The following is a 20,456-nucleotide window of genomic DNA, read 5'->3' on the forward strand; positions in this document are numbered from 1 at the left end:
GTTTGACAGGTTGGTTGTTAAGGTAGATTCGAAGTCGAGGGCGATTTCCATCTAAATAGCGGTGAAAGACCATTCCAAGATGCTGTTCAACGTTGTCCGCTACATTAAGAAAGTCTCTGGAAGTACTTCCTTCTGTTATTACCTGTCGAGAACCTCCCACAGAACCAAGGTGCCATGCTTAACGTTGGATAAAGAGTTTAGATGTTCCTCTGAACCAGGGGCAGGACCCTCCAAAAGATGCCATCCATTGTCCGGGCTGGATGCTAAATAGTCTAGGTCCCAGCGTAATACTTGTAGCCCGTCAGTGCCGAGACTGGCGACAGTCAGTCTTCTGCATTGTGAGAACGAAGCAGTTTTCAAGCCCATGCCGAAGCGGCCTAGATCTGTGGGGGATCGTTCTTCCAAAGGACTACGTTCGCCGAGACGCATAGCTCGATCGATCTCGGCGGCGTTCATTCCACTACCATTATCAAGACAGGATATTCGGCTCCTATCCTCAGCCCAGTGAAACTCCAAGCGAATCTCGCTCGCACCAGCAGCAATACTGTTGTCGATAATGTCGGCAAGCGCGGTCTGCACGTTGTACCCTAGGCCACGCAAAGCTTCGACCATCGCACTCGCTTTGGGCGGAGCATTACGGCTTTTGAAGTGATGAGGAACCATCTCAGCTCTCCGTTTCGAACATGCTGAATTGCTTGGTCGGGGTGTTTGAGGAAGTCTCGGTAGCTTTTCCGCTTTTTAGGATGCGAACAACTATTTCTGCGATTTGTGATGCGAGTAGCGGAGGTACCGCATTCCTACTTGGTGGAATTGCTGAGTTCTATTTCCTAAGAAGAAATAATTGTCTGGAAAGGTCTGTAGTCTTGCAGCTTCCCGTACAGTGAGGCTTCTGCACTGCTTTGCATCATAATGAATGAAGTAATGGCCATCTTTCGCGATATGGCTGGTAATAGTCGTCGCAGGTACGCCCGCACGCTGTACTCTAAAGCGATCGCTAAATTTACCGGTTTTCCAGTTTTTGTGATCGGGTTCTAGTCCCGGAAGGTTGAAATCTTCATGACCTTTCGGTGAGCGTTTTTTGATATCGGCAAAAATGGCAGCATAAACATACCGGCGAAGGTCAGAGGTCATATGTCCTCTAGCTTCATGATTAAGCCAAAAGCGCAAACGGTCATCAGAAAGCCAACTGTCTAGATGAGTCTCAGTTCTTCCATCCCACTCTGGCCGCTTCATCATCCTCAGGCCGCCATTGCTCAAACCGTGACTTGAAAAAGATTTGCTCATGATTGCCAAGCGGCTGGCCAGTTTGAGGCTATCAATATTCGAGCCACTGTATTTTCCACTGGCTTCTCCGAGCTCGCGCAAGTGTTGCCTTACAGTTTCGGCCCACAACTCCGATGAGTCTATTTGACGAGAAAGAGTGCTGCGTAAAGGAGGTAGGTTTCCGATAACTTGATCTACATTCGGAGCAGTGGATGGAGATAGTTTATGCTCGGTTACGGCGCCTGCGTACTCTTCGGAAACACCCAGCAAAATGACCCGATGTCTTGCTTGAGGTATGCCAAATTTTTCAGCGTGAATAATATAGTTCGCAGGCGATACACTATCGGGAGAGGCGCCACTTTCGTAAATATCGTCCGCTACCAAGGAACAGATTCGGTACTTTGGGCCGGTCGTGCTTTTCCGAATGCGGCATCCGGGTCAGCCAAGTCGCGAAGTATCTGGGGGAACATGCTTTGGCCGCCAACCGTGGATGAAAGAATGCCTTTTACATTCTCCATCACAAATATAGCAGGCCGCTTTTGTTGAATGATTCTCAGATATTCTCGATAAAGAAAATGTCGATGGTCGTTTTCGGGTTTGTAGTCGAGATTACCTTTGTTTCTTGCTCTACCTACTACAGAGTATGCTTGGCAAGGTGGGCCGCCAATCAAAACCCAAGGTTTGGATTCGTCCAATCTATCCTTTAGGAGTTGGTCTAGCTTGGTATTGCCCTCCGGTGTGCCTAGCTCGATCTGTTGAGCTTCGCTCTCGGCATGGCGCCATGCTGAGTAGCTGCGTTCGGTGTAAGGTTTTTCAACATCCGCGGTCTCACAGAAGTGGTAGTAGTCTTCTAGGTTCTCGGGGCGCTCACGTTTAAGCAGTCGATAGAACGCACGAAGACGGAGAGTCGAGTGCGCGGATGACTCCATCTCGGCGGACACCTTGATTTCGAAGGATTCACTGCCGCCACTACAATGTGAGGAAAAACCCTCTCCAAGGCCGCCAGGTCCTGCAAAAAGATCGACTACCTGGATGGGATAGGTACGGCTCATAAAATCACACTGCTGAAAAAGGTGAGGAATGGACATCGTTGACACGGCAACCCGCTCTCGGATGATGGCGGGCATCAAGGGGCGGAACACCAAGCCTGAGGTATTTGTCCGGAGGTTCCTGCATGCCAACGGTTATCGGTTTCGGCTTCATCGTAGGGATCTCCCGGGAAGCCCAGATATTGTACTGCCCAAATTTATGACCTGTATATTTATACATGGTTGTTTCTGGCATCGACATCCAGGGTGCAGGTATGCAACTGTGCCTAAGACAAACGCCGATTTTTGGGAAAAGAAATTCGGGTCTAACGTCGAGCGAGACATGCGTAACAAGGCTGCTTTGGAGGAAGCAGGGTGGTCAGTCCTGATCATTTGGGAATGCGAAATCAAGCACTCCTTAGCTACGCTCGAAAGGATGTTGTTCGACCTCCGAAGCCGCGACATCGTCCGGTGATCTCGAGACTTCATTTACTGGCGATCATCAATAGCAGCCATCACATCTGGTACCCATGCGTAACAGGACCATCCTCCGGACCTTGTTTTTTCTACGTAACGGCTTAGCGTTCCGTTGAGCAAGCCGTTGATCATGCCACGAGAACATCCTGTGACGGATTCGGCGTGAGAGCTGTTGTCTCCTGGATTGTCCATGAAATACCTGAGCACCTCCAGAGAGGTTTCGTTTAGGAGTAAGGTCTGTTCCACGATGAACGACAGATGCTGAGCTGGGAGTGAAGCGGTTCTGGGGCTTGGGAGTACAGCGCCCGATGCGCTGATAGCAGAAGCTGCCGATAGGCCTGAGGTCGTTCCTTCGCGAGTTGTGCTGATTGGTGACGTTGAGTTTGGGGTCTCAATTAGCCAGTCGTCGTCGCCTGTCAAGCCACCAAAATCGATGGCGCCGACGTCTGATGTATGGACCGCATGTGCGCCAATCTGGGTTTGGGCATCATTTGCAAGATCCCTAAGTTCGCTATCATCCTGCTCAGGCGCTTCCCAAGCTTTTTGTGGTAGCCAATCCACATCCCACTCATCAGACTCCTTCGCATCGGAGCTGAAAGCTGAAAGGTCTATTTCGAGCCCCTTGGCTCGGATAGGCCCTTGGGATGAGTCATCATTAGCGAACTGATTGCTGGGATCGAGAATGTCGAGAAAGTCTAGGAGGGTTTCTCTAGCAAGCAGCTCCAACCCCACCTGGGCAAGAGTCGCAATCGAGAGTATCGCGGCGTCACCTAAGGCAGGAAACTCAGACCTTAGCAAGACAGTGCAGTCGATGAGGCGTGTCGGCAGTGGCGATTCGGCTAGGCTCAAACCAGCGGGGTTGTGCGATCTGCCATGTGAGAGCATGGGCATGGCTGGCAAGGAATCCACGTGAATGCAGCCATTATCAACTGGCCAGATCCTTCTTCTATATCGAACCAGATTCTCGCCGCTAACCCCTCGCTGCGTAGACTCGATTCGATCAATCTCGCGTCCGGCGATCATGACCCGCACTATCACTTTTGAGTTCTCGTGTAAGACGTTGCTGAATTTGCGCGATGATGGCATTTCGCCAATAATGCCAACGTTTTTTTTCAGAGTACAGGGTCCGTTTTCAAGCTCCGACGGAGGACACCCAAATCTGGTCTAGGCGGGTAGCCGGATCATCCGGTTGACGCAGGTCTAGCCACGCATACCAGCGTGATGCTTGTATGTATTTCGAGTAGCGCTGTATCGATTACTAAGGGAGTGGCTCATGGGATCAACCTCAAAACCAGATGCTGAAGCGTTGAGTTGTGCTCAAGCCTTGGCTAATGAATGGATTATCCCAGATGCCTCTGGCGAGCAAAATTTGCTTGCTCGGCTACTGGGTCTTCTGAAAGCGATTGATACATCGGCAGATGGACCATTCAAGTTTGAAATGAATTCTACTCTCCTCGACCCACGAATAAAGGTTACCCATGATTTGCTGCGTAAGTACGGGGTGCTTGTGGATCCAACCTCACTCAGTAATCAAGCAATATGGCGGTTGCAGTTGCGAAAAAACTATCCGCGAGTCTCCGACGGCTACACGTTGCGAGAGTGGAGCGACCTTGTTTTAGGAGATGGAGAGCAGGTAGATTTTTACTTACCTCACTCGCCTCGCCGTAACACCCACTTGGGAACGGTGCGGTACCTGAGTCTCGGCGCGATTCAAGCTATTTCAGAGTTTCTTGGCGCGGTACAGTTTGTGACTTCAAAGCAATCTGTGGCTGGTGAGAGTGATGAGCACGCGCTGACTGGCGATATGCCTGTAAAAGAAGAGGAGTATTCAGTGCTTCGTGAGGAGCTTGATGCTTTCAAGAATATTGAATCGCCAGGGGAGAGCATTCTGTCCTTGCTCAGCAAGGAAGCTAAAGGGCGGTGGTCTCCACTGGTTCAAAACTGCATAAGAGATGTAGAACAATTTGGTGGTGCCGGTAGTGACGCGGAACTTGTATGCTGTCTGTTAGATTGCATCGATCGCTCTAGGATGGGCGTCCTATAGCTTTGAGCTACGCTTTAAAACCTTTTCTTTGGAGTTACATGATCGCCTGTTCCACCTAACGCTTTTCTCCCGGGCCTCTAATCCGTTTTTGCCAAATAACTCTGGGGTGATTTCTCATGGAATCTAGATCAGCTAACTATCACTGCGGGCCATGATACGTGCTGGACCGGGGTTGTCTTTGGGGCAGCCCAGCCGGGCTGAGCTGCTGGGCTCACTATTTGAACCGCCGCTCCACCCCCTTCTCCACCAAAATCTTTGCCGAAATCTCCTCCACCGAAAAATGCGTGGAATTGATATGCGGAATATTCTCCCGCCGGAACAGATTCTCCACTTCCCTTACCTCAAACTCGCACTGCGCAAAGCTCGCATACCGACTATTCGGCTTCCGCTCATGCCGAATAGCCGTCAACCGGTCCGGATCGATAGTCAGACCAAACAGCTTGTGCTGATGATTCTTCAACGCCGCCGGCAGTTGCAGCCGCTCCATATCATCCTCGGTCAGCGGATAGTTCGCCGCCCGAATCCCAAACTGCATAGCCATGTACAGACAAGTCGGCGTCTTCCCACACCGCGAAACCCCCACCAGGATCAGATCCGCCTTGTCGTAGTAATGCGTCCGCGCCCCGTCATCGTTATCCAGCGCAAAGTTCACCGCCTCGATCCGCTCCATGTAGTTGGAGTTGCCGCCGATCGAGTGCGATTTCCCCACGGAATACGACGAGTGGGCCGTGAGCTCCTGCTCCAGCGGGGCGAGGAAGGTGGAGAAGATGTCGATCATGAAGCCGTTGGAGGTGGCGAGCACCTCGCGGATGTCCTGGTTGACGATGGTGTCGAAGATGATCGGGCGTACGCCGTCACGCTCGGCCGCGGCGTTGATCTGCTGCACCATCACCCGGGCCTTGTCGACGCTGTCGATGTACGGGCGGGTGAACTTGTTGAACGGAATGTTCTCGAATTGGGCTAGAAGACTTTGCCCGAGGGTCTCCGCGGTGATGCCGGTGCCGTCGGAAATGAAGAAGGCGGATCGTTTCATTTGCGCCATGGGCCTTAAGCTGGTGACGATTCTTGGATATGATAGGTTCGGTTTGCCGAACGCCATCGTAACGACATCGTCGGCATTCTCACTTATTTTCCAGGTCCAGGCCACAAGCGCCCGGCCAGCCCCAGCGGGGATTCGCCGGCGTCCTGAGCTTTTCCAATACAGTTAGTGGAGAGATCACCTTGGTAGAGTACGTAGTTTCCCTCGATAAGCTCGGCGTCCATGATGTGGAGCATGTGGGGGGCAAGAACGCATCCCTGGGCGAGATGATCAGTAACCTCGCAGGTGCCGGTGTTTCGGTACCGGGCGGCTTTGCCACTACGGCTCAGGCGTACCGTGACTTCCTCGAGCAGAGCGGCCTGAACGACAAGATCCATGCCGCACTCGATGCGCTGGATGTGGACGACGTGAACGCCCTGGCCAAGACCGGCGCGCAGATCCGCCAGTGGGTGATGGAAGCCGAGTTCCCGGCGCGCCTGGACGCGGAAATCCGTACCGCCTTCGCCGCCATGGCCAACGGCAACGAGAACATGGCCGTGGCCGTGCGCTCTTCCGCCACCGCCGAAGACCTGCCCGACGCGTCCTTCGCCGGCCAGCAGGAAACCTTCCTTAATATCCGTGGCGTGGACAACGTGATCCGCGCGGCCAAGGAAGTGTTCGCCTCCCTCTTCAACGACCGCGCCATTTCCTACCGCGTGCACCAGGGCTTCGACCATAAGCTGGTGGCCCTGTCTGCCGGTGTGCAGCGCATGGTGCGTTCGGAAACCGGAACGGCCGGGGTGATGTTCACCCTGGATACCGAATCGGGCTTCCGCGACGTGGTCTTCATTACCGGTGCCTACGGCCTGGGTGAGACCGTGGTGCAAGGCGCGGTCAACCCGGACGAGTTCTACGTCCACAAGAACACCCTCGAAGCCGGCCGCCCGGCCATCCTGCGCCGCAACCTGGGCAGCAAGGCGATCAAGATGGTCTACGGCGACGAAGCCAAGGCTGGTCGTTCGGTCAAGGTGGTGGATGTGGACCGCGCCGACCGCGCGCGTTTCTGCCTGACCGACGCCGAAGTGGCCGAGCTGGCCAAGCAGGCGATGATCATCGAGAAGCACTACCAGCGTCCGATGGACATCGAATGGGCGAAGGACGGCGACGACGGCAAGCTGTACATCGTGCAGGCCCGTCCTGAAACCGTGAAGAGCCGCGCCAGCGCCAATGTGATGGAGCGCTACCTGCTGAAAGAGAAGGGCACCGTGCTGGTCGAAGGCCGTGCCATCGGTCAGCGTATCGGCGCTGGTAAAGTCCGTGTGATCCACGACGTATCGGAAATGGACAAGGTCCAGCCGGGCGACGTGCTGGTTTCCGACATGACCGACCCGGACTGGGAACCGGTGATGAAGCGCGCCAGCGCCATCGTGACCAACCGCGGCGGCCGTACCTGCCACGCGGCGATCATTGCCCGTGAGCTGGGTATTCCGGCGGTGGTCGGTTGCGGCAACGCCACCCAGGTGCTGAAAGACGGCCAGGGCGTGACCGTTTCCTGCGCCGAAGGCGATACCGGTTTCATCTTCGAAGGCGAGCTGGGCTTCGATGTGCGTCAGAACTCGGTGGACGCCATGCCCGAGCTGCCGTTCAAGATCATGATGAACGTCGGCAACCCGGACCGCGCCTTCGACTTCGCCCAGCTGCCGAACGCAGGTGTGGGCCTGGCCCGTCTGGAATTCATCATCAACCGCATGATCGGCGTGCACCCGAAAGCACTGCTGAACTACGCGGGCCTGCCGCAAGAGCTGAAGGATAGCGTCGACAAGCGCATCGCCGGCTACAACGATCCGGTGGGTTTCTACGTCGAGAAGCTGGTCGAGGGCATCAGCACCCTGGCCGCGGCGTTCTGGCCGAAGAAGGTGATTGTGCGTCTGTCGGACTTCAAGTCCAACGAATACGCCAACCTGATCGGCGGCAAGCTGTACGAGCCGGAAGAAGAAAACCCGATGCTGGGCTTCCGCGGTGCGTCGCGCTACATCAGCGAGTCGTTCCGTGACTGCTTCGAGCTGGAATGCCGTGCGCTGAAGCGTGTGCGCAACGAGATGGGCCTGACCAACGTCGAGATCATGGTGCCGTTCGTGCGTACCCTGGGCGAAGCCAGCCAGGTGGTCGACCTGCTCGCCGAGAACGGCCTGGGCCGCGGCGTCAACGGCCTGCGCGTGATCATGATGTGCGAACTGCCGTCCAACGCCATCCTGGCGGACGAGTTCCTCGAATACTTCGACGGCTTCTCCATCGGTTCCAACGACCTGACCCAGCTGACCTTGGGCCTGGACCGCGACTCCGGGATCATCGCCCACCTGTTCGATGAACGTAACCCGGCGGTCAAGAAGCTGCTGGCCAACGCCATCCAGGCGTGCAACAAGGCCGGCAAGTACATCGGCATCTGCGGCCAGGGCCCTTCGGACCACCCAGACCTGGCCAAGTGGCTGATGGAACAGGGCATCGAAAGCGTGTCCCTGAACCCTGACTCCGTGCTGGAAACCTGGTTCTTCCTGGCCGAGGGTCAGGCTCAGGCTTGATGCGCTAGTTGGATCGGCGCCGGCATTCTCTTGGGGATGCCGGCGCTTTGCTTTTTATTCAGGGTGTGTTCAGTGAAGGCTGGCGCATGCCGAGGGTTTTTCGGCGTTCTCAGGATCGAGCGCCGCCCGCGCGGCGCATCGCTGGCAAGCCAGCTCCCACACTTGCTGCAACGTACCTATGCCTGTCAGGCCATAGTTGGCCGCTTTGTTTTTACGGCGCGATATATCGCCGAACATCCAAAGGCTGACAACGGACATCTGGCAGGCCATGGCACGATGCAACAAATGTGGGAGCTGGCTTGCCAGCGATGCGCCGCGCGGGCGGCGCTCGATCTTGAGAGCGCTGAAAATCCCAAGACAAGCACAGCCGCGCCCTTTTTCGTACAAGAACCCTATGCAAAGCAGCAGCTCCCTATTTCCCGTGGCCCTGCTCAGGGCCGAACGTTGCGGCGACCTGAGCGAGGACGTGTACCGCCTGAAGGCCGGCAACAGCCCTGACCCGAGTGTCGAGCTGGCGCTGACCCGCCTTGGCCTGGCCGACCAGGAGCGGGCCCGGGGCGTGCCGGTGATCCTTCTGCACGGCAGTTTTTCCAACCGGCGCTTCTGGTTTTCGCCGAAGGGCATCGGCCTGGGCGCGATGCTGGCGCGGGCCGGTTTCGATGTGTGGATTCCGGAAATGCGCGGCCACGGCCTGTCGCCGCGCAATCGCGACTATGCGCGCAATCGCGTGGCCGACTACGCGGGCTACGATCTGCCGGCCATCGCCGCCTTCGTCCACGAGCAAACCGGGCAGCCGGCGCACTGGCTCGGCCATTCCCTCGGCGGCACCACCCTGGCGGCGGCCTTGGGCGGGCGTTATCTGGACGAGTCGCTGATCGCCAGCGCCGCCTTCTTCGGCACCCAGGTCAGCCGTACCTATTGGCCGCTGAAGATCCCGCCGGTGGAGTGGGGCAGTCGCCTGCTGCTCAAGCGCTTCCCGCATATTTCCGGCTCGCGGCTCAAGCGCGGGCCGGAAGACGAGCCGATCGGCCTGGCCATCGAGAGCATGCGCTGGTTCGGGCTGTTCGGGCGTTTCGGTGAGAAAGACCGCGACTGGTGGGCCGGCCTGGCCGAGGTTCGTGTGCCGGTATTGGCCGTGGGCGGGGCAGGGGACTTCCAGGATCCGGTCTGGGCCTGCCGCAAGCTGTTCGAGCAGATCGGCAGCGAGGACAAGCGCTTCGTCACCCTCGGCGTGGCCCACGGATTCGACAACTTCGGACATGTGGATATGCTGGTGAGCAAGGCGGCGCAGGCGCAGGTCTGGCCGTTGGTGGAGCGCTGGGTGCGTGATCCGTTGTCGATGGTCGAGCGTCCGGCGCCGGCGGAAGTTTCGCAGGAAGTGGTTAGCGGCTAAGATGTGACGCTTTTCGGATAAATGGTCATTTTCTGGGTTCTTTTCATGTTCGTTGCCCTCGAGCGTCTGATCAATCTGCACGACGGATATCGCAAGACCTTCCGCGTCAACGGCCAGGCCTTGTTGCTGCTGGTGGTGGATAACCGCCCGGTGCTGCTCGAAGACCGTTGCCCGCACCAGGGCGCGCCGCTGGCCGCGGCGACCCTGGAGGGCGATGTGCTGAGGTGTCCGCGGCATGGGCTGAGCTTCAGCCTGGCCTCGGGGCGCGCCTTGCAGCCGGGCTGCGCAGCGCTGAACCTGATCAGCCTGGCCTATGAAGGTGACCGTATCGGCATTGACCTGTAGGCTGGATCTGGTCTAAAGCCGTATTGCCAGGTTTCGTCCGTTTCAGTGATCGTGAATTCCGACATCCATTCATCTTGGTACTGACAGGAGTTTTCCCATGCATTACGTAACGCCCGATTTGTGCGACGCCTACCCTGAACTGGTGCAGGTGCTGGAGCCGATGTTCAGCAACTTCGGCGGTCGCGATTCGTTCGGCGGCGAAATCGTCACCATCAAGTGCTTCGAAGACAACTCGCTGGTCAAGGAGCAGGTCGAGCTGGATGGCAAGGGCAAGGTCCTGGTGGTCGATGGCGGCGGTTCGCTGCGCCGTGCGCTGCTGGGCGACATGCTCGCCGAGAAGGCGGCGAAGAATGGCTGGGAAGGCCTGGTGATCTACGGGTGCGTGCGCGATGTGGACGTCCTGGCGCAGACCGACGTCGGCGTGCAGGCCCTGGCCAGCCACCCGATGAAGACCGACAAGCGTGGTATCGGCGACCTGAATGTCGCGGTGACCTTCGCCGGTGTCACCTTCCACCCGGGGCAATACGTCTATGCGGACAACAACGGCGTGATCATCTCGCCCAGCCCGCTGAAGATGCCCGAGTAATCACGCAAACAGGACGATGGGGTAAGGATGTTCGAGGAAGAAAACGCGCAATGGGGGCTGGTTCATGCCCTGGTGCTCGATGGCAGGGGCGGTGCGCGTTCCATCGCTCGGACGCAGCTCGACGGCCTGGTGCTGCAGCCGGAGGAAAGCCTCTGGCTGCACTGGGACCGCGGCCACCCGCAAACCCAGACCTGGCTGCGCCAGGACAGCGGCCTGAACGAATTCTCCTGCGACCTGTTGCTGGAAGAAAACACCCGCCCGCGCATGCTGCCGCTGCCAGATGCGCAGATGCTCCTGTTCCTGCGCGGGATCAACCTCAATCCCGGTGCCGAGCCTGAAGACATGGTCTCGGTGCGTATCTTCGCCGAAGCGCAGCGGGTGATCTCGCTGCGCCTGCGGCCGTTACGGGCTACCGACGAGTTGCTGCAGCAACTGGATGAAGGACGCGGGCCGCGTACCGCGTCGGAATTGCTGCTGAGCCTGGCCCAGTTGCTCACCGACAAGATCCAGGCGGTGGTTTCCGACCTGTCGGAACTGGTCGATGACCAGGAAGAAAAGCTCGAAGCCGACGAACGCTACACCCCGGAGCACGGCGCCCTGCAGCAGATGCGCCGCCGCGCCGCGGGCCTGCGCCGTTTTCTCGCGCCGCAGCGGGAAATCTACGCGCAACTGGCGCGCAACAAATGCCCGTGGTTCGTCGAGGATGATGCCGACTACTGGAACGAGCTGAACAACAGCCTGATCCGCTACCTCGAAGAGCTGGAACTGACCCGCGAACGGGTGGCGCTGGTGCTGGAAAGCGAGGACCGGCGGCTGAATGAGCGGATGAACCGGACCATGTACCGGTTCGGCATCATTACCTGCATTTTCCTGCCGATGAGTTTTGTCACCGGGCTGCTGGGCATCAATGTTGGCGGGATTCCCGGGTCGGCAAGTCCCTATGGCTTCCTCTATGCCAGCCTGCTGGTGGTGGGCCTGGCCCTGGGGCAATGGTGGCTGTTCCGCCGGTTGCGGTGGGTTTGACGCCATGCTGATCAAAGCACACCGCGAACCCTGTGGGAGCTGGCTTGCCAGCGATAGCAACAGTGGCCCCACCACCGTAATCGCGGGTAAACCCGCTCCCACAGTGACCGTGTCGAACACAAAACCCGCGGTTGGCCGAGAAACCTGTGGGAGCGGGTTCACCCGCGATTACGATAGTGGCCTCACCACCGCAATCGCTGGCAAGCCAGCTCCCACAATGACCGTGTCGCACACAAAACCCGCGGTTGGCCGAGAAACCTGTGGGAGCGGGTTCACCCGCGATTACGATAGTGGCCGCACCACCGCAATCGCTGGCAAGCCAGCTCCCACAATGACCGTGGCGCACACAAAACCCGCGGTTGGCCGAGAAACCTGTGGGAGCTGGCTTGCCAGCGATAGCAACAGTGGCCTCACCACCGCAATCGCGGGTAAACCCGCTCCCACAGGGTCCGAGGCGACGGCAAAACCTGTTTCAGGCCAAATTGTTCATGTGACCCACAACAAGGCGACCTCGTCTCTGACAGACATTACGCGAGGTGCCCATGCACGATCCGTTTGAACAATCCCTGCGCGACATGCTCAAGGCTTCGCCCTCCGCCCTGGAGCGCGATGACGACGCTTGCCTTGGGCGTGTGCTGAAAACCGCCAACCGCCAGGTCGGCGCCGGCGATATGTTCAGCCTGCTTGGCCGTTGGGGCCAGGCGCTGATGATCGCCATCAACAATGGCTCGGCGCATGTCGCGCCGGTTCGCCGCACCGCTTCCAAAAAAGCTGATAAGGCCGATTGAATATGGAACTTGATCTCTGGACCCAGAGCCTGGTCACCGCAATGACCGCGTTGTGGACCAAAGTCGCGAACTTCATCCCCAACCTGTTTGGCGCCCTGGTCGTCGTGCTGCTTGGCTTCGTGGTCGCCAAGCTGCTCGATACCCTGCTGTCCAAACTTCTGGCCAAGCTGGGCCTGGACCGCCTGATGAGCGGTACCGGCCTGACCAAGATGCTCGGCCGGGTCGGCATCCAGGTGCCGATCTCGACCCTGATCGGCAAGATCGTCTACTGGTTCGTGCTCCTGGTATTCCTGGTTTCCGCCGCCGAGTCCCTGGGCCTGGAACGGGTGTCGGCGACCCTCGACATGCTCGCCCTGTACCTGCCGAAAGTGTTCGGCGGTGCCCTGGTGCTGCTCGCCGGCCTGCTGCTGGCCCAGGTGGCCAACGGCCTGGTGCGGGGCGCCGCCGAAGGCATCGGCCTGGAATACGCCGCCGGCCTGGGGCGCATCGCCCAGGGCCTGGTGATCATCATCAGTATCTCGGTCGCCATCAGCCAGCTCGAAGTCAAGACCGACCTGCTCAACCACGTGATCGTCATCGGCCTGATTACCGTTGGTCTGGCCGTTGCGCTGGCCATGGGCCTGGGCAGCCGCGAGATCGCCGGGCAGATCATCGCCGGCATCTATGTGCGCGAGCTGTACCAGGTAGGGCAGGAAGTGCGAATTGGCGACGTCGAAGGCCAGATCGAAGAGATCGGCACGGTGAAGACGGTAGTGCTGACCGACGAAGGCGACCTGGTCTCGCTGTCCAACCGGACCCTGCTGGAACAGCGTGTCAGTAGCCGCTGACCGGGCAAATCTCTGCTAATGTATGCCGCCGCAAAACTGCCCCCTCCGGGCAGGCGGCGATGAATACCTGACTGTCGGCCTGATTTGTTTTGAATAGAACCTCACCGCTGCCCATGCGTTACGACCCCCGCGAACTCACCGATGAGGAGTTGGTGGCGCGTTCGCATGAGGAGCTTTTTCATGTCACCCGCGCCTATGAAGAACTCATGCGGCGCTATCAGCGCACCCTTTTTAACGTATGCGCACGTTATCTCGGGAACGATCGCGATGCGGACGATGTCTGTCAGGAGGTGATGCTGAAGGTGCTCTATGGGTTGAAGAACTTCGAGGGCAAGTCCAAGTTCAAGACCTGGCTCTACAGCATCACTTACAACGAGTGCATTACCCAGTACCGCAAGGAGCGACGCAAGCGCCGGTTGATGGATGCCCTGAGCCTGGACCCGGTCGAGGAGGCCTCTGAAGAGAAGTCGCCGAAGCCGGAAGAGAAGGGCGGGCTGGACAGGTGGCTGGTTCATGTGAACCCCATCGACCGAGAAATCCTGGTGCTGCGATTTGTCGCAGAGCTGGAGTTCCAGGAAATAGCCGACATCATGCACATGGGCTTGAGCGCAACGAAAATGCGTTACAAGCGCGCGCTGGACAAGCTTCGCGAGAAATTTTCCGGGCAGATGGAAACTTAGTCTGTCGGAAAATTCTCTAACGGTTCGGTGAGTTCTGCTAAACTTGCCGACGAGTTGTCCCCCGGTTATTGGTGGGGACGACTTAACAATCACCAAATGGGGATTTAACGGATGAAATTGAAAAACACCTTGGGCTTGGCCATTGGTTCGCTGGTCGCCGCCACTTCCTTCGGCGTACTGGCTCAAGGCCAAGGCGCAGTCGAAATTGAAGGCAACGTCACCAAGCAGTACTACGACAGTGAGCGTAACTTCAAGAATGACGGCACCAACCCTGGCGTGCGTCTGGGCTACTTCCTGACCGACGACCTGTCCCTGGACCTGGGCTACAACGAGACTCACAACGCTCGTGGCGAAGTCTTCAACAAGGACATCAAGGGTTCCAAAGCCAAGCTGGACGCTACCTACCACTTCGGTACCGTTGGTGACGCGCTGCGCCCGTACGTTTCGGCCGGTTTCGCCCACGAAAGCCTGGGTCAAGCTACCCGCAACGGCCGTGATCACTCCACCTTCGCCAACCTGGGCGCTGGTGCCAAGTGGTACATCACCGACAACTTCTTCGCCCGTGCCGGCGTTGAAGCCAACTACAACATCGACGGCGGCTACACCGAGTGGGGCCCGAGCGTTGGTGTTGGTCTGAACTTCGGCGGCAGCGGCGGCAAGCAACCAGCTCCAGCACCGGCTCCGGTTGCTGAAGTCTGCTCCGACAGCGACAACGACGGCGTTTGCGACAACGTCGACAAGTGCCCTGACACCCCGGCCAACGTTACCGTTGACGCCGATGGCTGCCCGGCTGTTGCCGAAGTCGTTCGCGTTGAGCTGGACGTCAAGTTCGACTTCGACAAGTCGGTCGTGAAGCCAAACAGCTACGGCGACATCAAGAACCTGGCTGACTTCATGAAGCAGTACCCACAAACCACCACCACCGTTGAAGGTCACACTGACTCCGTCGGTCCTGACGCTTACAACCAGAAACTGTCCGAGCGTCGTGCAAACGCCGTTAAGCAGGTTCTGACCCAGCAGTACGGTGTTGAGTCGAGCCGCGTTCAGTCGGTTGGCTACGGTGAGACCCGTCCGGTTGCCGACAACGCCACTGAAGCTGGCCGCGCCGTTAACCGTCGCGTAGAAGCTCAAGTAGAAGCCCAAGCCAAGTAATTGGTCTAAGCGCTACTAGAAAAACCCGGCCTCGGCCGGGTTTTTCTTTTTCTGCGGTTCGTCAGCCTTTCAGCAGGCCGATCAGCAGCACCAGGTTCAACAGCAGCGACAACAGCGCCAGGCCACGCCAGACTTTCAGAGGTTCGCGCTCCAACAAGGGTTTCGCGCGCAGGGCGAGGGGCTGGTGTTCGCCCTGGTCGAGCAGCAACAGCCATTGCTCGGCGGTTTCGAAGCGCTGACGCGGGTCGCTGGCCAGCGCCTGGGCCAGGTTGTGCTCCAGCCATTCCGGTAGGTCCGGGCGCAGGCGTGCAGCGCTGGTGGACGTGGTGAACCGCGGATGCTGGAAGGCTTCGATCTCGCCGTAGGGATAATGCCCGGTGAGCAGCCAGAAAAGGCTGACGCCCACGGCGTAAAGGTCTTGTTGCACCGACGGCGGTTGCCCGTCGTAGGCTTCCGGCGCGATGAACGAGGGCGTGCCGGGCAGATCCTGCGAAGGTTCCTCCGACAGGCCCGGGCAGAAGGCCAGGCCGAAGTCCAGCAGGCGTACCTGGCCGTCATCGCCCAGGTGCAGGTTTTCCGGCTTGATATCGCGGTGCAGGATGTTGCGCCGGTGCAGCATGCCTGCTGCGCGCAGGGTCTGGCGGGCGATATCCAGCCATTGCGCCAGGGGCAGCGGGCCATGTTGCTGGAAGTGCCCGGCCAGGGTCTGGCCCGGGTACTCGCGCATCAGGTAGTACAGGTGCTGGCGCTGGTTGCCCGGGTGTACTTCGGGAAAGCAGCGCCCGGCTACCCGGCGCAGGAACCATTCTTCCATCAACAGCGCTTGCTGGGCGCCTGCGTCCTGCTCGCGGCTGGCCGGCAGGGTTTTCAGCAGCCAGGCTTGCCCCTGGCGATCGAGCACGCGGTAGAGCAGGGATTGACGGCTCTTGCCGACGATACTTTCGACCTGCCAGCCCTCGAAGGATTGCCCCGGACGCAGGTTCGGCGGCAGTGGCCAGTGATGCAATTGCGCCAGGGTGTCGCCAAGGCTGCTGGCACCGAGTTCCTCGACCCCGGCCAGCACCGCACTGGCATTGTCCTGGCTGCCGGCCAGGTGGGCCATGCGCACCAGGGTGTCTGCTGCTTGCTGAAGGTCCGGGGTATCGCGCAGGACGCTGGCGATCTGCCTGTCGTTGAGCATGCACCAGACACCATCGCTGAGCAGGACGAAGCGTTCGCCCTGCTGCAGCTCGCCTTCCTGGTAATCCACCAGCAGATGCTCATCCAGGCCGAGGGCGCGCTTGAGCACATGCTGCATGCCGGGCTGGTCCCAGACATGGTCCTGGCTGATGCGCCGCAACTGCCCGGTATGCCAGCGATAGGCCCGGCAATCGCCGACATGGGCCAGGGTAAAGCGCCGGCCACGCAGCACCAGTGCGGTCAGGGTGGTCAGCAGCGGCTGGCCGCCGCCGTTCGCCCGCAGCCAGCGATTCTGCGCCGACAGCAGACGGTCCAGGGCCTGGGCCACGCCCCAGGTGGGCGGCGTGGCGTAGTAGTCCATGGCCAACGCCTGCAGGCTGGCCCGCGCCGCCAGGCCGCCGTCGGCGCACTGGCTGACACCGTCGGCGAGGGCGACCAGGTAGCCCTTGCTCGCCGCCAGCTCGGGCCCTGGGGTAACCAGGCGCGTGGCGTCCTGGTTTTCTTCCCGCGGGCCGCTGGCGCTGGCTTGGGCGATGCTCAGTCGCAGGCTCACCGGCGTCAGACCCGCGCTGCCGTAACGGCGGCGGAGCCCCAGGTGGTGCGCCAGCGGCGCTTGACCCCATGCAGGCCGAACCAGGCCAGCACGCCGAGGCTGGCGAACAGCCACAAGCCCAGCTGGTAATCACCGCTGTGCTGCTTGATCGCGCCCAGGCCGGCGGCCAGGAGGAAGCCACCGATACCGCCGGCCATGCCGATCAGCCCGGTCATGACCCCGATTTCCTGGCGGAAGCGCTGTGGCACCAACTGGAACACCGCACCGTTGCCCGCACCAAGGCCGAGCATGGCGCTGACGAACAGGGCCAGCGCCGCTATCGAACTGGGCAGGTTGAAGCCGACTGCGGCAATGCACACCGCCGCCACGCTGTACATCGCCAGCAGGGTGCGAATACCGCCGAAGCGGTCGGCCAAGGCGCCGCCCAGCGGACGCATTAGGCTACCGGCGAAGACGCAGGCGGCGGTGTAGTAGCCGGCCTTGACCGGGTCGAGGCCGTACTGGTCGTTGAAGTAGCCGGGCAGGGCGCTGGCCAGGCCGATGAAGCCGCCGAAGGTCACGCTGTAGAAGAACATGAACCACCAGCTGTCACGGTCGCCCAGGGCCTTGAGGTAATCGGCCACGGCCTTGGGTTTCGGCCGCTGCGGGGCGTTGCGCGCCAGCAGGGCGAAGAGCACGACCGTCAGCGCCAGCGGCAGTACAGCAAAGCCGAACACGTTGTTCCAGCCGTAGGCGGCGGCCAGCACCGGCGCCAGCAGGGCGGCGAACACGGTGCCGGAGTTCCCCGCGCCGGCGATACCCATGGCCTTGCCCTGATGCTGCGGTGGATACCACTGCGAGGCCAGCGGCAGGGACACCGCGAACGAAGCCCCGGCCACACCGAGGAACACCCCGAGCAGAAGGGCCTGCTCGTAGCTGTTGACCCCCAGCTTCCAGGCGCTGAACAGGGCGACGATAACGATCACCTGGCCGATCAGGCCGGCGGTCTTGGGGGAGAGGCGGTCTACGAGGATGCCCATGACGAAGCGCAGCACCGCGCCGGCAAGAATCGGCGTCGCCACCATCAGCCCGCGTTGTTGCGCGGTGAGTTGCAGATCGGTGGCGATCTGCACGGCGAGCGGGCCGAGCAGGTACCAGACCATGAAGCTCAGGTCGAAATACAGGAAAGCGGCAAACAGGGTCGGGACATGCCCGGATTTCCAGAAGCTCGTATTCATGGGACACCTCACGGGGCTGAAACAAAAAAACGCCGCTTCCCGGCTCGCATGGGTGGCGAGGGGGAGAGCGACGTCTTTGTCGGTATTGGGGGTTGGGGCAACCGCCGTTGGCTACCGGAATATTCCTAGCAAGAGCTGGGCCAGATGCCTGTCATGGGATTTGTGTCCGACACATAGCCCTGTGGGAGCTGGCTTGCCAGCAATGGGGCCGGCTTGAGCAATGATGGTGTCAGGCCAGGCGCAATCGCTGGCAAGCCAGCTCCCACAAGGTTTTGGGCCAGCTATGGGATGTGTGTTCGACACATAGCCCCTGTGGGAGCTGGCTTGCCAGCAATGGGGCCGGCTTGAGCAATGATGGTGTCAGGTCGTGCCCAATCGCTGGCAAGCCAGCTCCCACAAGGTTCTGAGCCAGCTATGGGGTGTGTGTTCGACATATAGCCCCTGTGGGAGCTGGCTTGCCAGCGATGAGGCCCTGAAGAACACCTCAACCCAACAAGTCATGCATCGCGATGATCTGCTCCGCCACCTGCACCAGCTTCTGCTGCTTGCTCATGGCCTGCCGGCGCATCAGGGTGTAGGCCTGTTCTTCGTCGCAGTCCTTCATCTTCATCAGCAGGCCCTTGGCCAGTTCGATGCGCTTGCGCTCCGCCAGTTGCTGGTCGCGCGCCTGGAGCTGGGCCTTGAGCGCCTGGTCGCTTTCGAAGCGGGCCATGGCCACGTCGAGGATCGGTTGCAGGCGCCGGGCATGGATGCCTTCGACGATATAAGCGCTGACCCCGGCCTGGATCGCCTGGCGCATCACCGCCGGATCGTGCTCGTCGGTGAACATCACGATCGGCCGCGGCAGGTCGCGGCTGACCAGCACCACCTGGTCCATCACGTCGCGGCCCGGTGACTCGGTATCGATCAGGATCACGTCCGGACGCACCGCTTCGACGCGCGCCGGCAGGTCGATGGTCAGGCCGGACGCCTCGATCACTTCGAAGCCGGCCTCGACCAGCGCCGTGCGCAGGCGGCCGACCTTTTTTTCGGTGTCGTCGATCAACAGGATTCGCAGCATCAGGGCAACTCCCGTTACTGGCCGGACAGGGCATGCAGGCGGAAGCCATGGGCGTAGCCGTGCGGGTCGCTGCCATCCCAGACGCTGCCATCGATCAACTGGCTGCTGCGCATGGACGCTACGGGACAGTCGATGCCCAGGCTGGTCGCCGCATCGCGGTACAGGCCCAGTTGCTGCACCTCGCGGGCGACCGCGAGGTAGTCGGGGTCGTCGCGCAGCAGGCCCCAGCGACGGAACTGGGTCATGAACCACATGCCGTCCGAAAGCCACGGCAGGTTGGCCCGGCCATCGTCGTGCAGGCGCAGGCCGTGGGCATCGTGCCAGTGATTGCCGAGGCCGTCGCTGTAGTCGCCCAGCATGCGCGGTTCGATGTCCGCCAGCGGCGCATCAAGATAGTTTTCGGCGCTGAGCAGGCGTGCGGTGGCCCGCAGGTTTTCCGGGCTCTGTTCGATAAAGCGGCTGGCGGCGAGTACCGAGGCGACCAGCGCCCGGGCGCTGTTGGGGTATTGCCGGGCGAAGCCGGCGGTGCTCGCCAGGACCTTTTCCGGGTGGTCCGGCCAGATCGACTGGCTGGTGGCCAGGGTAAAGCCCATGCGCTGGTTCACCGCATTGGCCGACCAGGGCTCGCCTACGCAGAAGCCGTCGATGCGTCCGGCACGCAGGTGCGCAACCATCTGCGCCGGTGGCACCACCACGCTATTGACGTCTTGCAAGGGGTGAATGCCCTGGCTGGCGAGCCAGTAGTACAGCCACATGGCGTGAGTGCCTGTGGGAAAAGTCTGCGCGAACGTCAGTTTTGTCCGACTTTGGTGCACGTGACGTTCCAGTGCCTCAGGGCTGGTCACGCCAATCGCCTGCAAGTCCGGCGACAGGTTGATCGCCTGTCCGTTGTGGTTCAGGCCCATCAGCACCGCCATGGGCGTCGGCGCAACGCCGCCGATGCCCAGGTGTACCGCGTAGGTCAGGCCATACAGGCAATGGGCGGCATCCAGTTCGCCGCTGAGCAGCCCATCGCGCAGCCCGGCCCAGGAGGTCTGGCGCTTGAGGTTGAGCGTCAGGCCGTGGGGCTGGGCAAAGCCCTGGGTGGCGGCCACCACCAGCGGCGCGCAGTCGCTCAGGGCCATGAAGCCGATGTTCAGGCTGGTTTTTTCCGGTGCATCGCTGCCATGCAGCCATGCCAGGGGGGAGGGAGAAAAATCGGTCATCGCAGTGCAGTCGCCCGGCAGGTAAAGCGCTTGGCCGGT

At 60.1% G+C, this 20,456-nt stretch carries 19 protein-coding genes and 1 pseudogene; 11 read left to right on the forward strand and 9 right to left on the reverse strand.

The features are described from left to right. Window positions 1-138: 138 nt before the first annotated feature. Complete coding sequence (locus CSV86_RS31650) at window positions 139-663, reverse strand: ATP-binding protein (RefSeq protein ID WP_240160372.1); 525 nt, start codon at window positions 661-663, stop codon at window positions 139-141. Window position 664: 1 nt separating this feature from the next. Continuing rightward, window positions 665-2,315: pseudogene (locus CSV86_RS33255) on the reverse strand (DNA cytosine methyltransferase). A gap of 28 nt (window positions 2,316-2,343) precedes the next feature. On the opposite strand from CSV86_RS33255, the gene CSV86_RS04580 reads away from it, so the two are divergent. Beyond that, on the forward strand, window positions 2,344-2,766 hold the full coding sequence (locus CSV86_RS04580) for a very short patch repair endonuclease (protein ID WP_009395498.1): 423 nt from the start codon (window positions 2,344-2,346) through the stop codon (window positions 2,764-2,766). A gap of 14 nt (window positions 2,767-2,780) precedes the next feature. Here CSV86_RS04580 and CSV86_RS04585 read toward each other — a convergent pair whose 3' ends face one another. After that, complete coding sequence (locus tag CSV86_RS04585) at window positions 2,781-3,791, reverse strand: hypothetical protein (RefSeq protein ID WP_170394402.1); 1,011 nt, start codon at window positions 3,789-3,791, stop codon at window positions 2,781-2,783. 250 nt (window positions 3,792-4,041) lie between these two features. On the opposite strand from CSV86_RS04585, the gene CSV86_RS04590 reads away from it, so the two are divergent. Next, window positions 4,042-4,812: a hypothetical protein gene (locus CSV86_RS04590; protein WP_158487695.1), complete on the forward strand. Its 771-nt coding sequence runs from the start codon at window positions 4,042-4,044 to the stop codon at window positions 4,810-4,812. Between the two features lie 214 nt (window positions 4,813-5,026). On the opposite strand, the gene ppsR is transcribed toward CSV86_RS04590, so the two are convergent. Then, complete coding sequence (gene ppsR, locus CSV86_RS04595; protein ID WP_009395495.1) at window positions 5,027-5,845, reverse strand: posphoenolpyruvate synthetase regulatory kinase/phosphorylase PpsR; 819 nt, start codon at window positions 5,843-5,845, stop codon at window positions 5,027-5,029. Window positions 5,846-6,033: 188 nt separating this feature from the next. On the opposite strand from ppsR, the gene ppsA reads away from it, so the two are divergent. Then, entirely contained in the window at window positions 6,034-8,409 is a 2,376-nt protein-coding gene (gene ppsA / locus CSV86_RS04600) for a phosphoenolpyruvate synthase (RefSeq protein WP_009395493.1), read from the forward strand. A gap of 69 nt (window positions 8,410-8,478) precedes the next feature. Here ppsA and CSV86_RS04605 read toward each other — a convergent pair whose 3' ends face one another. Further along, complete coding sequence (locus CSV86_RS04605) at window positions 8,479-8,667, reverse strand: hypothetical protein (RefSeq protein WP_170394405.1); 189 nt, start codon at window positions 8,665-8,667, stop codon at window positions 8,479-8,481. Window positions 8,668-8,803: 136 nt separating this feature from the next. Between CSV86_RS04605 and CSV86_RS04610 the strand changes: the two genes are divergently transcribed. From CSV86_RS04610 to CSV86_RS04645, 8 genes are all read left to right on the forward strand, one after another. Beyond that, window positions 8,804-9,802 (forward strand): alpha/beta fold hydrolase, encoded by a 999-nt coding sequence (locus CSV86_RS04610; protein WP_009404499.1) that lies wholly within the window; start codon window positions 8,804-8,806, stop codon window positions 9,800-9,802. Between the two features lie 45 nt (window positions 9,803-9,847). Further along, window positions 9,848-10,147, forward strand: a complete 300-nt coding sequence (locus CSV86_RS04615) for a Rieske (2Fe-2S) protein (protein ID WP_037061725.1) — start codon at window positions 9,848-9,850, stop codon at window positions 10,145-10,147. Window positions 10,148-10,244: 97 nt separating this feature from the next. Beyond that, window positions 10,245-10,733, forward strand: coding sequence for a ribonuclease E activity regulator RraA (gene rraA / locus CSV86_RS04620; protein WP_009404503.1), 489 nt, complete (start codon window positions 10,245-10,247; stop codon window positions 10,731-10,733). A 27-nt stretch (window positions 10,734-10,760) separates the two neighbouring features. Beyond that, window positions 10,761-11,756: a divalent cation transporter CmaX gene (gene cmaX, locus CSV86_RS04625; protein ID WP_009404505.1), complete on the forward strand. Its 996-nt coding sequence runs from the start codon at window positions 10,761-10,763 to the stop codon at window positions 11,754-11,756. Window positions 11,757-12,298: 542 nt separating this feature from the next. Continuing rightward, complete coding sequence (locus CSV86_RS04630) at window positions 12,299-12,544, forward strand: hypothetical protein (RefSeq protein ID WP_009404506.1); 246 nt, start codon at window positions 12,299-12,301, stop codon at window positions 12,542-12,544. 2 nt (window positions 12,545-12,546) lie between these two features. Next, complete coding sequence (locus tag CSV86_RS04635) at window positions 12,547-13,371, forward strand: mechanosensitive ion channel family protein (protein WP_009404509.1); 825 nt, start codon at window positions 12,547-12,549, stop codon at window positions 13,369-13,371. 113 nt (window positions 13,372-13,484) lie between these two features. Then, window positions 13,485-14,051, forward strand: coding sequence for an RNA polymerase sigma factor SigX (gene sigX, locus CSV86_RS04640; RefSeq protein ID WP_009404511.1), 567 nt, complete (start codon window positions 13,485-13,487; stop codon window positions 14,049-14,051). Between the two features lie 111 nt (window positions 14,052-14,162). Continuing rightward, window positions 14,163-15,203, forward strand: coding sequence for an OmpA family protein (locus CSV86_RS04645; protein WP_009404513.1), 1,041 nt, complete (start codon window positions 14,163-14,165; stop codon window positions 15,201-15,203). A gap of 61 nt (window positions 15,204-15,264) precedes the next feature. Here the strand turns inward: CSV86_RS04645 and CSV86_RS04650 are convergent, their stop codons facing one another. From CSV86_RS04650 to CSV86_RS04665, 4 genes are all read right to left on the reverse strand, one after another. Continuing rightward, window positions 15,265-16,935, reverse strand: coding sequence for a bifunctional protein-serine/threonine kinase/phosphatase (locus CSV86_RS04650; RefSeq protein ID WP_009404515.1), 1,671 nt, complete (start codon window positions 16,933-16,935; stop codon window positions 15,265-15,267). Between the two features lie 5 nt (window positions 16,936-16,940). Then, entirely contained in the window at window positions 16,941-18,152 is a 1,212-nt protein-coding gene (locus CSV86_RS04655; RefSeq protein ID WP_009404517.1) for a nitrate/nitrite transporter, read from the reverse strand. Window positions 18,153-18,636: 484 nt separating this feature from the next. After that, complete coding sequence (locus CSV86_RS04660; RefSeq protein WP_009404519.1) at window positions 18,637-19,212, reverse strand: ANTAR domain-containing response regulator; 576 nt, start codon at window positions 19,210-19,212, stop codon at window positions 18,637-18,639. A gap of 14 nt (window positions 19,213-19,226) precedes the next feature. Beyond that, a complete protein-coding gene (locus CSV86_RS04665; protein ID WP_009404521.1) occupies window positions 19,227-20,417 on the reverse strand; it encodes a CmpA/NrtA family ABC transporter substrate-binding protein in 1,191 nt (396 codons plus the stop codon). Window positions 20,418-20,456: the final 39 nt, after the last annotated feature.

Source organism: Pseudomonas bharatica CSV86 (genome assembly GCF_000319305.2).
GTDB lineage: Bacteria > Pseudomonadota > Gammaproteobacteria > Pseudomonadales > Pseudomonadaceae > Aquipseudomonas > Aquipseudomonas bharatica.